The organism is Gilliamella sp. B14384G12 (assembly GCF_016101825.1).
Classification (GTDB): domain Bacteria; phylum Pseudomonadota; class Gammaproteobacteria; order Enterobacterales; family Orbaceae; genus Gilliamella; species Gilliamella apicola_N.
Window position 1 is genome coordinate 19,248 of sequence record NZ_JACFPU010000011.1, and the last position, 13,874, is coordinate 33,121.

13 protein-coding genes are annotated in these 13,874 nt (G+C 32.3%); 7 read left to right on the top strand and 6 right to left on the bottom strand.

Translation table 11 applies throughout. The annotated features are described in order from the left end of the window. Nucleotides 1–249 precede the first annotated feature (249 nt). Both aroL and H3S73_RS10740 read left to right on the top strand, forming a co-directional pair. Nucleotides 250–765, top strand: coding sequence for a shikimate kinase AroL (gene aroL, locus H3S73_RS10735; protein WP_198236604.1), 516 nt, complete (start codon nucleotides 250–252; stop codon nucleotides 763–765). Nucleotides 766–991: 226 nt separating this feature from the next. Beyond that, nucleotides 992–2,191: an MFS transporter gene (locus H3S73_RS10740; RefSeq protein ID WP_198236605.1), complete on the top strand. Its 1,200-nt coding sequence runs from the start codon at nucleotides 992–994 to the stop codon at nucleotides 2,189–2,191. Nucleotides 2,192–2,771: 580 nt separating this feature from the next. Here the strand turns inward: H3S73_RS10740 and H3S73_RS10745 are convergent. Beyond that, nucleotides 2,772–3,998 carry an MFS transporter gene (locus H3S73_RS10745; RefSeq protein ID WP_086327533.1) on the bottom strand — a complete coding sequence of 409 codons (1,227 nt, stop codon included), beginning with the start codon at nucleotides 3,996–3,998 and terminating at the stop codon, nucleotides 2,772–2,774. A 359-nt stretch (nucleotides 3,999–4,357) separates the two neighbouring features. Between H3S73_RS10745 and H3S73_RS10750 the strand changes: the two genes are divergently transcribed. The 5 genes from H3S73_RS10750 to H3S73_RS10770 all read left to right on the top strand — a co-directional run bounded on the left by H3S73_RS10750 (nucleotide 4,358) and on the right by H3S73_RS10770 (nucleotide 10,422). Then, nucleotides 4,358–5,185: a sugar phosphate isomerase/epimerase gene (locus H3S73_RS10750; RefSeq protein ID WP_198236606.1), complete on the top strand. Its 828-nt coding sequence runs from the start codon at nucleotides 4,358–4,360 to the stop codon at nucleotides 5,183–5,185. 14 nt (nucleotides 5,186–5,199) lie between these two features. Continuing rightward, a complete protein-coding gene (locus H3S73_RS10755; RefSeq protein WP_086327626.1) occupies nucleotides 5,200–6,072 on the top strand; it encodes a shikimate dehydrogenase in 873 nt (290 codons plus the stop codon). 111 nt (nucleotides 6,073–6,183) lie between these two features. Continuing rightward, the gene (gene aroD / locus H3S73_RS10760; protein ID WP_198236607.1) at nucleotides 6,184–6,948 is read left to right on the top strand and encodes a type I 3-dehydroquinate dehydratase; all 765 of its coding nucleotides are present in this window, start codon (nucleotides 6,184–6,186) and stop codon (nucleotides 6,946–6,948) included. A 135-nt stretch (nucleotides 6,949–7,083) separates the two neighbouring features. Beyond that, nucleotides 7,084–7,923 (top strand): SDR family NAD(P)-dependent oxidoreductase, encoded by an 840-nt coding sequence (locus H3S73_RS10765; protein WP_144091413.1) that lies wholly within the window; start codon nucleotides 7,084–7,086, stop codon nucleotides 7,921–7,923. A gap of 459 nt (nucleotides 7,924–8,382) precedes the next feature. Beyond that, nucleotides 8,383–10,422 carry an FAD-dependent oxidoreductase gene (locus tag H3S73_RS10770; RefSeq protein WP_198236608.1) on the top strand — a complete coding sequence of 680 codons (2,040 nt, stop codon included), beginning with the start codon at nucleotides 8,383–8,385 and terminating at the stop codon, nucleotides 10,420–10,422. Nucleotides 10,423–10,758: 336 nt separating this feature from the next. Here the strand turns inward: H3S73_RS10770 and H3S73_RS10775 are convergent, their stop codons facing one another. The 5 genes from H3S73_RS10775 to H3S73_RS10795 form a co-directional block, all read right to left on the bottom strand. Then, nucleotides 10,759–11,064: a nuclear transport factor 2 family protein gene (locus H3S73_RS10775; protein ID WP_198236609.1), complete on the bottom strand. Its 306-nt coding sequence runs from the start codon at nucleotides 11,062–11,064 to the stop codon at nucleotides 10,759–10,761. A 65-nt stretch (nucleotides 11,065–11,129) separates the two neighbouring features. Further along, the gene (locus tag H3S73_RS10780; protein ID WP_198236610.1) at nucleotides 11,130–11,489 is read right to left on the bottom strand and encodes an MmcQ/YjbR family DNA-binding protein; all 360 of its coding nucleotides are present in this window, start codon (nucleotides 11,487–11,489) and stop codon (nucleotides 11,130–11,132) included. Nucleotides 11,490–11,630: 141 nt separating this feature from the next. After that, the gene (locus tag H3S73_RS10785; RefSeq protein ID WP_198236611.1) at nucleotides 11,631–11,951 is read right to left on the bottom strand and encodes a hypothetical protein; all 321 of its coding nucleotides are present in this window, start codon (nucleotides 11,949–11,951) and stop codon (nucleotides 11,631–11,633) included. A 43-nt stretch (nucleotides 11,952–11,994) separates the two neighbouring features. Further along, nucleotides 11,995–12,129: a hypothetical protein gene (locus H3S73_RS13870; protein ID WP_255519612.1), complete on the bottom strand. Its 135-nt coding sequence runs from the start codon at nucleotides 12,127–12,129 to the stop codon at nucleotides 11,995–11,997. Between the two features lie 797 nt (nucleotides 12,130–12,926). Continuing rightward, entirely contained in the window at nucleotides 12,927–13,766 is an 840-nt protein-coding gene (locus H3S73_RS10795) for a helix-turn-helix domain-containing protein (protein WP_198236613.1), read from the bottom strand. Between the last annotated feature and the right edge of the window lie 108 nt (nucleotides 13,767–13,874).

Sequence of the window (13,874 nt, forward strand, 5' to 3'; positions counted from 1 at the left end):
CCCTAAATTTAGTCAATTTCTTTTTTTTGATATTGAAAGCTAAGATTATTCTTTATTTCAAATGTATCACAAACAATTTTTAATAAAATAACTTTATCTGTAAAAAAATATTTACATGTATCTTTTATTTAACACTTTGATATATTTGCAATTTATAAAATAATTTAACTTTGTGTAAATATTTGTTGCATTTATGTATATTAAGAATAACATATAAGTGTATTATGTTATTGATGTGAGATTATAAAAATGAATAAAACAATCTTTCTCGTTGGAGCTCGAGCGTCAGGAAAAACAACAATGGGGCGCTTACTTGCTGAAAAGTTAAATTACTCATTTGTTGATACAGATGTTTACTTATACGAAAGTACCCAAAGGACCGTTGCTGAAATAGTTGAAAAAGAGGGTTGGGATGGTTTTAGAAAGCTAGAAAGCCAAGTTTTAAAAGATGTCACACAGCCGTGTCGAGTTATTGCAACAGGTGGGGGAATGATTTTAGCTGACCAAAATCGTCTACATATGCAAAAAATGGGTATTGTATTCTTCTTATCTGCTCCTGCAAAGATTCTTGCGGAACGATTAATGAAAGATCCTAATATGGCACAACGTCCGTCATTAACAGGATTATCAATTGTTGATGAGATGGAAAAAATACTTGAAGAACGTCATCATCTCTATATGGATTCTGCAAGTCATGTTATAAATGTAGATTGTCAGGAGATGCAAATATTAGGACAGTTTCTAGAAGTACTCAATATTGATTAATGAATTTGTACTTTTTTACATTATGAAGTTTTTATCATCATTCAAAATGATGATCCTCCGTTTATTCCAATCTTACATAATTATATAAATAACTTATTCTTTATTAACTACAATTAATTAATAATACTATTTGTTAGGTTATTTTTCTTTTATTCCGGCACGTTTACCGCTAATATTAAATCAGTTAGTTTTGTAGTGTTTTAAATTTATAATGGAATATTAACTGATGAACAATAATATTAACAGCCCTTATTCGATAGCAGGATCTATTTATGCTAATTACATAATTGAAAGTATTGCTTTAATAGTAATTATGCAATTTTCTGAAGAAATATCGGCTCAACTTAACACTGACCTAGTTGGTGTCGGTTTTGTGGCTTCTGGAATAGGATTTGGCAAAATATTGTTGATGTTTGTCGGTGGCATATTATCCGATAAGTTTGGTCGTAAGCCATTTATTTTAATGGGAATGTTTTGTTATATTATCTTTTTTAGTGGGATTCTTTTTTGTCACAATATAACCTTTGCCTTTTATTTAGCAATGTTTATTGGTGCAGGAAACTCTTTTTTAGATACTGGCTCAATGCCAGCATTGACCGAATGCTTTCCTAGATCAGCCGGTACAGCAAGCGTTTTAATTAAAGCATTTATCTCAATGGGAACCTTAGTTTTACCATTTATTGTTACTATATTTCATACTTATCATTTGTGGTACGGTTATGCTTTCCTATTCTTTATTGCTTGTATCATTCTTAATTTGATACTACTTGCGCCAAGAAAATTTCCTTCTAAAAATACGGTTATTTGTGGTAATGAAGGTCATAATGACTATTTTATTGGTAAACCTAATATTTTCTTTGAAGGTATTTTATTAATCATTATGGGCTTTACCACTACAGCAACTTTCGTGATCATTTTACAATGGTTACCGGCAATTGCAGAAAAGGGGATAGGGATGGATCAAATGGCAGCCAAACAGTTAATCAGTTATTACAGCACGGCTTCAATAATTTCCGTTTTTACAACAGCCTATATTGTTAAAAAATTCATAAAACCTATTTTTTGTATAATTATATTGCCTTTACTTTCAGTGTTAACTTTATTAATTTTTCTTTTTAATCTGAATCCAACTATGAGTTTAATTGCGGCAATTGGTATGGGATTAACTGCCGCAGGTGGTGTATTACAACTTACCTTAGTTGTTATGCAACAGCTATTTCCTGATCGTAAAGGCTTTGCAGTCGGAACAATGTATACTTTAAGTGGCTTATCATTTATTGTCATCCCATTAATAGTACCGAAATTAGCTATGACAAATGTTAGCTATGCAATTCTAGTCGATCTTGTCGTTGCACTATCAAGTGTAATATTAGGCACAATTGTTTATTCACGTTTCAAGAAAGTCATTGATATGAAGAAAATTTGATAACTATCCACATGGGAATTAAAAAAAGCGTCTTATTGTAATAAGATGCTTTAACATTCATAATAAATTCATTGCGAAATAATTAATATAATCGTTACTCACTTTTAATTATTATAAATAATGCTTTTTTAGGTAGCTATCTAGTATCGACAATAATGCTAAGGATACTTTCTAATCGTATCCATCCCGATTTCAGGGCTATTGATAGCTCACATGCCAAAATAAGTTCCTATTTTTTATGTCAATCTTATTAGATAATTTATGGAATATTCATACTTTTCTTGAATTAACACTCGATTTAAAAAAAAGCTTATGGCTCTTGGTATAATTTCTTAGAGCAACAATTACATCACAGTTAAAGACATAAAAGATACTTTCTTCTCAATTGTACATCAATACATTGCATTATTATTTTAACATTTGGTTTTGTTATGTTATCGATATGAATCCTCTATTAAATTGTATATTTATATAATGTTATTTAATAGATTATGTTTGGACAGTTCAAAATGATTAGCCACAAAAGAAATATATCACTCTTGTGGCTTATTATTTGTGAATTATCTTCGATAATAATTACTTAATTTAGTTTATGATTCGGTAGTTCAAAAATCTTATGATATCTAGCAATAATTACCGATGCTAAAACTGTTCCTAATACAGCAATAAATGCATCTAATAAAATGATATTAGCGATACTGGATTTTGAAATAATTCCAGTAATAACCGGTATAGAGAACGTTGCTAAACTAGACGAGGTGAAGAAAATACCAAGAACTTTACCTTTACCTTCCGGATAAAATTCTGACATTGTTGTTAAAGCTAATTGAAGAACGCCACCTGCGGCTGTAAATCCTAAGATAAAACCACCCGCCATACATAACATTGGTGAAGGGAATAAGAATAAAACAAACAGCATAATTGCTGATAAACAAGGATAAACAAACACAATATATACAGGGCGAATCAAGCTTTTAACTAATATTGAAGTTAGAATCACACTTGTTAATGTACCCATTGCATAATAACTTATAGTTTGAGCCGATGCAGAAGGACTCATCATTGCAACTGATTCAGAAAATTTAGGTAACCAAATTGACACTAAATAAAATGTTGCGGTTGATGTATAACCAATAATAATAAAGCAAATACCTTCGATCCAAAAGTTTGCTTTTTGTTTTAATTTTGGTAATGGTTTTGTCTCTTTCTCAATTGATTCATCTGCAATTTCTTCTGCTGCTGGTTGTTTATGATTTGGAAATGGCATTTTTAATACAGCTAAAGCATTAAGGGCTAATATAGCAACACAGAATAAGAATGACCAACCATAATAAGCTTTAAAAGCGATAATCATGGTCATCACAATCGGTAATACAAATTGCCCACCAGCAATGGCTGCTTTAGTTAAAATTGATGCTGTACCTGTTGCCTTAGGAAATGATTCCATCAATGCAGGATAAGTACCCGCATCCAGTGTTGAGTTAGCAATACCACCTAAAATAGCAAACAAAAATGCAACTTCTAGATTAGGACTAATCAGAATGCCAAGCAAAAATCCTATATAAAATAAACCGCCTAAAAATACGAAAGGTTTACGACCAAATTTATCTGATAATGCGCCCATAACAAACAAAACAATTAATCGTCCAATCCCCAAACCCGAGATCACATAAGCAATTCCCGCACTGTCGGTATTTAATTGATTAGCCAAATAATCCATATTTTGGGCGAGAATGATTGCTCCCATACCATGAACAAAATAGTTTATATATAAGCATATCGAGGTAGGAATATATTTATTTTTCATAATGCATCCTTTGTTAAATAATTTAATTTTGTATTTCATTCCAATTATTAAAATCGGCTAAATTTTTTTGATCATATTTTTTTATTTACAGGTCATTTAATTTATATCAAATCTATTAGCATCAAATTCATATTCATTATTTTTATTTATAAATCATAACAATATGTTCATTTTTGCTATTTAAATTAATAATTATTCTTAAATAATTTTTATGATTATTTGGCTTATTATGAATAAATTTATTAAAAAAATAAATTAAAATAACAAAATCTATAGATAAAATTATTTTATTGTTTTACATTATTAGCAACTTATTTTTTTAATTTCAGATAAATTTTTTAAAATTTCAGGAGGATTGTATGGCAATTGAACGTCCTATTGGGCTTGCTGCCTTGACAGTATTAGATGTATCTCCAGCAAACCAAGTCATTGTGGCAGCTGAAGCTGGGTATACCCATGTTGGTTTAAGACTTATTCCAGCCACACCTACTGAGCCTGTTCATGCGACAGTCGGCGATACTCCACTAATCAGAGAAGTAGAACGACGATTAAAAGAGACTGGTATTAAAGTGTTAGATATTGAAATTTTCCGACTTAAACCAGATACACGTGTCATCAATTTTTTACCTGTATTAGAAACAGGAGCCCGTTTAGGTGCTAGTCAAGTATTGTTAGCAGGTAATGATCCCGATAGAAATCGTTTAGCTGATAATTTTGCACAATTATGTGAAATTGCCGCACCATTAGGTATCGCAATCAATATTGAACCAATGCCTTGGACTGATATTCCAACGGTCAATTCAGGTATAGAACTACTTAAAGCAGCAAACCAAAATAACCAAGGTATGATTATTGATCCATTACATTTTGATCGAGGCGCTAATACTCTGGATGACTTGAAAAATGTACCTAAGGATTGTTGGCGTTATATGCAATTATGCGATGGAACTAAAGAAAAACCTAAAGATACTGAAGGATTACTTTACCAAGCAAGAAATTATCGCTTATCACCGGGACGTGGTGGAATTGATTTAGTTTCATTATTGAAAGCTTTACCAGAAATGCCAATTTCAATTGAATGTTGTAATGATGAATTTGCATTGAGTCATTCTCCAATTGAACGAGCAAAAATGTATATAGAAGATACAAAAAAATTACTTAAACAAGTAGCTGAACTTAATGATTAAAATTGGAGAGAAGTATGAGAGCAAATATTGATGGTCATTTTTTATTAATTGGACTAATGGCATATCCAATTCGACACAGCTTATCACCGAAAATGCAAAATATTATCTATTCTAAACTAGACGTTCCTTACGTCTATTTAGCTTTTGAAGTGACACAAGAAAAATTACCTGATGCTATAAAAGGTTTACGAGCATTAGGTTTACGCGGTAGTGCAGTATCAATGCCAAATAAACAACTTGTATGCCAATATTTAGATAAATTAACCCCAGCAGTTGAGCTTATTGGAGCATGTAATACCATTTCTAATGATGATGGTGTACTAACTGGCTATAACACTGATGGTATGGGATACATGCGCTCATTAAAAGAGGCCAACGTTGATATTATTGGAAAAAAAATGACATTACTTGGAGGTGGTGGCGCTGCAAGTGCTATTGCTGTACAAGCCGCTCTAGATGGTGTTAAAGAGATTTCTATTTTCAATCAACAAGATGAATGCTTTGAGAAAATTGTAGAAATAGCTAAAAGAATCAATGATAAAACAAATTGTAAAGCAACCGTCTATGACCTAGCAGATAAAGCCAAATTGCGTCAAGAAATCGCTGAAAGTGCAGTATTATGTAATGCAACAGGTGTGGGTATGAAGCCTTTAGAAGGGCAAAGTTTAATTACCGATCCTAGTATGCTAAGAAAAGATCTTGTGGTAACCGATTGTATTTATAGTCCGCGTAAAACTAAATTACTAGAAATAGCCGAAGCACAAGGCTGTAAAATACTAAACGGTATCGGAATGATGTTATGGCAAGGTCATGCACAAATTAAAATTTGGACTGGACAAGATGCCCCTATTGATTATGTTAAAGAAAAAATGGGTTTTAATGACTAACTATTTATTTAACCTATTGTAATTAATATAAATATTAATATTTATATCAGTATCAATTATCCTCTTCACAATTTTGATCGAGAGGATAAAAATAAATTAATTGGTGACCAGATGACAAAAATTACCGTGAAAAATTTAGATATTGGTGTTGGAGCACCTAAAATTATCGTTCCAATTGTGGGTAAAACAGAACAAGAATTAGTAAATGAAGCTGAATTTTTGACTCAAATCGACTTTGATATGGTCGAATGGCGAGTTGATCATTTTCAACATGTTGATGATATTGAAAAAGTAAAACAAACAGCAAACAAATTAAACTCAATAATTGGTCACAAACCAATTTTATTCACATTTCGTACCGCTAATGAAGGCGGCGTTTATCCTGCTTCAGTGGAATTTTATATTAATCTAAATAAACAGATGATTAAAAGTGGATTGATCGATCTTGTTGATATTGAAATTTTCACTGGCGACAAATATGTAGAAGAAATTGTCGAGCTAGCTCATCAAAATAAGGTTTTAGTTATTGCCTCAAACCATGATTTTGATAAAACACCGCCAAAAGAGGAAATTATAGCAAGATTACGCAAAATGCAGGATCTTGGCGTAGATATTCCAAAAATCGCTGTAATGCCACGTTCACGTGAAGATGTAATTAACTTACTTGCTGCAACAGCGGTAATGAAAGACAAATATGCGCATACACCACTAATTACTATGTCAATGGCAGGAAAAGGTGCGATTAGTCGTGTTGCAGGCGAAACTTTTGGTTCTGACCTCACATTTGGCGCAGCAAAAAATGCATCTGCACCTGGTCAACTTGATGTAAAAGACCTGAGATACATTTTAAATATATTACATAAAAGTTTAGCTTGAAAATTATAATTTTCTTATAAAAACTCAAATTGAATACAAGTTAAATTATTGAAAGTCAAAAATATAAACTATTAAGTTGCAAAGATTAATCGTAAATAATCAGCGATTAATATAAAAATAATATTAGGAGTCTGTATGAATAACAATTGGTTAGGTTTAGAAGGTGATGTCTGTGTTATCACAGGTGCTGTTGGTGGCATGGGTGCAGAAATTTGCCGAGAATTTGCCAAACAAAAAGCAAATTTAGTACTCATCGATCTTGATGAAACCAAATGCCAAGATTATGCCACTGAATTAGCCAAAGAGTATGGTATTAAAGCGATAGGTTTGGCTTGTAACACAACTGATGAAAAAAGTGTTGACGATGCCGTTGCTTTAGTCAAAAAACAATTTGGTCGCTGTGATGTTTTAGTCAATACTGCGGCAATTTTAAAATTCTGTCCATTAGAAGATTTACCACTTGATGAATGGCAACTAACCATTAATGTCAACATGACAGGTTATTTCCTAATGTCTCAACGCTTTGGTCGTATGATGATCGAACAGAAATCAGGTCGCATGGTACATATCTCAACGGTTGCTTCGCATACACCCGAAACCTATAGTGGCGCATATAGCCCAACAAAAGCAGCTATTTCAATGCTATCAAAGCAAATTGCTGCTGAATGGGGACAATTTGGTATACGTAGTAACGCTGTTTGCCCTTGTTTTGTTAAAACACCATTATCGAAAAAATTCTATGAAGATAAAGAAGTAGAAGAAGGTCGTACGCGAATGATTGCAAGCCGTCGTATTGGTGAAACAATTGATATCGCTAATGCTGTTTTATATTTAGCCAGTAAACGTTCAGATTATTCTAATGGTACTGAATTAGTTGTCGACGGGGGTTATGAGATTATGTTGGGTGACTTAGTACCAAGACCAGGTGGACGCCGTCAGTTTGCAATTAATTCACGTAAAGCAAATAAAAGCTAAAATCGATCAATAAGCATATTTATAGATCGAAATCAGATCACCTTTCAACCAAAATGCCACTAGTAAGTGGTATTTTTTTATTTGAAAAATGAATTAAAAATATAATAAACATTCATAATTTAAATGATAGCTAAATAATAATTTAATTAAAAATCAATAAAATATCTAATTTATTAATAATTAATATTTTTTTATTCTAAAATTTAATTATTTATAATTTATTAATAAATAAAGTTAATTTAATAATGTGCTTCTATTGTTAAATATATTTAATATGTTAATTTATAACATTAAATATTCAATTTGAAACAATAATTATTTATAGAAAAAATTAATAAATAAATGCAAAAATAAAGAATATATTTATTGATAAATTGTGTATAATAGAGTTAATCGAATATCAATTTAAAATTAAAAGTAGCACAACTTCAGAGTTGTGTGATGGTATGAGGGAGTAACATGAGCGATTTCTCTTCAATATTTCAACCTATCACGATTAAACGCACCACAATTAAAAATCGAATTGTAATGCCACCGATTGGCACTAACTTTGCAACCTTAAGTGGTGAATTTGTTGATGACCACATACAGTATTATGAACAACGAGCTAAAGGTGGAACTGGATTAATTATTCTTGAAAATGTCTGTATTGATTACCCATATGGAACTAATGGGACAACACAACTACGAATTGATAATGACCAGTATATACCAGGATTATTTAGATTTACGGAACGTATGCATAAACATGGTGCTACTGTCGCTGTACAAATTAATCATGCTGGTGCCTCTGCCTATTTTGGACGACTGAATGGCTTACAGCCTATTTCCGCATCAAATATTCCATCAAAAACGGGTGGCAATGCTCCAAGACCTATGTCAGTTGATGAAATATATTATGTTGTGAAACAATATGGATTAGCAGCATCAAGAGTACAACGAGCAGGATTTGATGCGGTCGAAATTCATGCTGGGCACTCCTACTTACTTAGTCAATTCTTATCCCCAATATTTAACAAACGTACTGATGAATTTGGTGGGAGCGTTGAAAACCGTGCGCGAATAGTTCGCATGGTCATTGACGAAATTCGCAAACATGTTGGCCCAAATTTTCTAATAATGTTGCGTTTTAGTGCTGATGACTTTATTGAAGGAGGAAATAGTTTAGAAGATACGCTAGAAATTCTAGAATACTTAAACGAAGGCGTTGATATTTTTGATGTATCAGCGGCTCAAAATGACACTTTATTTATGCAAATTGATCAAATGAACTTACCCGATGGGTGGCGATCATATATGGCGAAAGCAGTAAAAGACAAATTCAACAAACCAACCATTGCCTCAGGAAATTTCCGTGATCCAAAAATTATTGCTGATACGATAGCAAACGGTGTTTCCGATTTTGTTGTAATGGGGCGAGGATTAATTGCAGAACCTTATTGGGTTGAAAAAGTTAAAAATAACGAAATTGATACATTAAGACGTTGTATATCATGTAATATCGGGTGTGCAGATCATCGAATTGCCAAATCTAAACCAATACGCTGTACTGTAAATCCAGATATCATCAGTTATGAAGATTATAAACGCTATCAAATAACTGAACCACTTAATGTTGTCGTAATAGGGGGAGGGACTGCTGGGCTTGAAGCTGCAGCCACCGCAGCCGAAGTCGGTTGTAACGTAACCCTATATGAAGAAAAACCATTTCTTGGTGGATTATCATCCATTATTTCACGTTTTCCTTATAAACGACGTATAGCGGATCTACCAAAATTTTTGATCAACCGTATCAACAAATTAGACAATATTACAATCCATTTAAATACAAAAGCAACGCCAGAGATGGTAGCAAGTCATCACCCTGATTTGGTTGTTGCAGCCACAGGTGCTAAGGCTCTATTACCTCCTATTAAAGGATTACATGAACAATTAGCTAAAAAGAATCGCAATGTCTTCTCAATTTTTGATCTAATGGACAATTTCGAATACTTTACTGATATTCCTGATAAGAAAATTGTTGTAATCGGTGGGGGAGCAGTCGGTTTAGATGTGGTTGAATATTTCTCTGAAAACAAAGCTAAAAGTACCACACTTGTTGAAATGCAGTCAGCATTAGCAAAAGACTTAGATATGATTGGCCGTTTATCAATGATGAGAATGATTGATGATAATCACGTCAACGTAATGTTAGAAACTACATTACAAGAAGTTAAAGAAGATCGCTTTATTGTTTCTCGAAATGGTCAAATTGAAGAACTCGATTTCGACTATGGTTTTGTCTGCTTAGGTTTAACTCCCGTATCAGAATTTACTGAACAATTCCGACTACATGCAGATAAAAACCACTATCAGTTTCAACAAATTGGTGATTGCAAACAAGCAAGAAAATTAATTGATGGAATGCGAGAAGGCCGCGATGTCATCGCTGCAATTCAATCTATAGAAAGAAGCCGAGCACATAATATTCGTGGTGTGGATGTTAACCATGCTATTTAGTTTTTTCGACTTGTTTAGTTGGCAATAAAAAATAATTAAAAGAGAACTCAAAGCGAGTTCTCCTTTATATTCAATCTAAATGTATCACATCACTCAAAATTTATCTTGTTAGTTGCACAAATCTTTGAATGAGAGTCATGGACCACATCTTTAATGAAATAACTAGAAGAAAATTCAAAATCTATAAAAAAATATGCTAAAAATAATTTTGTAAGATTTATATGATCGATGTTAATAACTGCAAATTACTATCTTTATAAACCCTAAATAGAATTATCACAAAATTCCGTTATTGTTGAGGGATTGGATCTTTTCTACACCTCTTTCAATTACGTCTCAATGTTCGACAATTTTATGATTTTCAACGCGGAAAATATCACATACTTTATTCACATTGTCATCAGCGAGAGTGCATTTATGGAATAGATAAACCATATCGCTTTCACTGCACATATTAATAATTTCAAATTTTGGTTTTAATTGAAGGAAACCTCTGAAAAAATTAATAAAAGCTTCGCAACCCGTTTCGACCTTAGGGTTGTGTTGGATATAATCTTCAATAACATATTCAGGGATTTTATCAATTTCACCATTGATAAATACGTGTTGATAAAATTGTTTAACTAGCTCTTTATTCGTCATAAAACATACCATTTTATTAATAAAAATGAGTATCATATCACTATATTAGGTTAATGATGCAGTGGTTACCGAGAAGTTAAATGATAACTTTCATTAAGAAAATCAAATATTTCTTTATCGGTTAGTGGTCCAGAAAGAACAATACTAATCCAATGTTCTTTATTCATATGATAAGCTGGCAAAATACCTTCTTTTTTTCTTAACGATCCAATATATTCTGGTCTGAGTTTGACATTTAATATATCCACTTCTTTATCATCTTTGAGACCTAATTTTGTACCAGGCACATTCATCACAATAGCAAACCACTTATTACCATCATCGTGATGCCGTAATACAGCATACCTAGGTAAATTTTTCCAAAGATAATTAGGCTCTGCATGAAATTGCTTTTTGGCATAGTTTAATAACGTTTCCCTTTTCATAATGACTCCTTGGAGTATTAAATAGATAATTAGAACATTAGTTTATGTGATGGAACTAAGCAGTTTAACTAATGGTTTATAGTTTAGTATTAAATATGCATTAACAGACTAGATGTAACAGTGATTATTTATCAATAAAATTCAGTCCTGATGTGATAATATTTTTAAAACTAAATCAATATTATCATTAATTAGTTCATCATAAAGTGATTTATTTTCTTTATAAACAACGCTGATATTGATTAATCCTTCTAATATCACCATTAGTTGGTTGATTAAAGTTGTCTGTTGTGGCGTTTTGGGCAGTTGGTCATGGATCAGTTTGCGGATAAATTCTTTATGCTCAATTACCGGTTGTTGTACTGCTTGATCGTTATGAATTTCTTCTTTAGCTCTAACAAATAAGCAGCCATTAAAATCGTCTTGATTAAACCAATCAAGGTGCCATTTGAATATTTGCATAATTGACTCATAGTGATCAAGATCAGCAATTGCTTCAGTGAGTTTAACAGACTGACCAGTTATCAATTTTAGTGATAAATTGTTTCACATAACGTGAACGCTCAGTCCATGGCAATTTAATTTCACCTATAATCATACCTTGTAACATCACTTCCTCGAAGTATAAGTTATTATCCATTGCAAGGTAGTAGTCATAATCAAGCTGTACTATTTTTTTGCTATTTTACGCAGTTTGGGTAATCTCACACCTAATAAATTATCAATGTTGGGAATAAGCTTTGCAGCAAAGATTCGATAATTTTCTTCGGCTATTATTTCAAGTTCTTTGCGAATTTTTTCTCTCATGATCTGATTTTACAAACTCTATTATCTATTACAATCTGAATTTTGCTATTTGATAATTACATTCTATATGTTGAAAAATAAAATGTACGTACTGCGCTCAAATCTGGCTGTCAGATTTAATTTTTCTCATTGAGAATTACTTAAAAAATTTAAACTAGTATATTTTACTGTTTATATCCAACAACTTTATTTTTACATTCATGTTAAATCAATGTCACTTGCTAGCTCTAATTAATTTTCTTCTACTTCTAAATAGTGGCTAAAATATTTATTTGATTATCATTACTAATCATAAAACATATTAGTTTTTGATTCTTTAAATCAACTGGATGTAACGGGATAGAATTTGATTCTAAATACTTAGGAGAGGCACATAAAATATTTTTTGATAGAAACAATTTTTTTACTACACAATTACTATCATCTAAATTTCCGACTCGAATTGCAATATCGATGTTCATATACTGAGGTTATGAGACAGGAAATTCATCAAAATTGACATTGATAAAACTTTACGAACAAACAAGCACAAGTTTTTAATTCTATTAAAAAATTATATTTCTCTAGAAATAGCTCTATTTACTTGAAACTTCTTTTCTCACTAATTAGGTTATGAGACCTAGAAAAGGTTTACTTTATTAATTTATCATTTTGGATAGCAGTTTTAGTAAAGTTTCGCCATGCGAGACGGTTTATCATGGATTTTTGGTAGTTTCCCGGCGTTACCCCGAAATTTTGTCGAAATATAGAAATAAACCCACTAATATTGTCATAACCTAAATATAACGATATTTCTGTGATTGGTTTTCCAGCGGCAAGCAATTCTAACGCTTTTAACATGCGCAGTTTCTGACGCCATTGTGTGAAATTAAACCCCGTTTCATTTGTAAATCGACGTGTTAATGATCGTCGGGAAATGCCCGCCCAAACGCCCCAGTCATTGATTTTTTTATTATCACCAGGATTATCAGATAAAGCTAAAGCGATTTTTAACAAACGTATATCTTTTGGCATTGGAAGAGCTAGCTCAACTTTAGGCATTGTTCTAATCTCGTCAAGGATCACGGCAATTAAACGCTTCTGTTCCGGCTCCAATTCTGAATTATGCCATGACATGGTTCGTGTAATTGCTTCGCGCAATAAGTCAGATAATTCTAAAATGTATGGTTTGACAGGCAGTTTAGTACATGCATTTTTATGTATATAGATGCTCCATCCCTCAAATGGCCCATGCGATCTAAGAAGACCATGTTGTACATTTGGAGGTATCCAGACACAGTGAGTTGCAGGCACTACCCATTGACAACTTTCGGCTTCAATTGAAATTAAACCCTGTAAGGTACCGAGTAATTGACCTCTCGAATGACCATGACGTTGTGTCACTCTTTGTGAAGAGTGACTGACTGTCGATACGATCATCGGTTCGCTATCAGAAGAGGCAAGATGTGGAGAAATAAGTGGCGTATTCATTTATATGGCCCCGATGGGATATTTTGTGGCTTAAATTGGCTAGTAAAACGCTATTCTACTGGCTATCCTAAAGTCCTCTTAATTAAATTGAAGATAACAAGTTAGCAA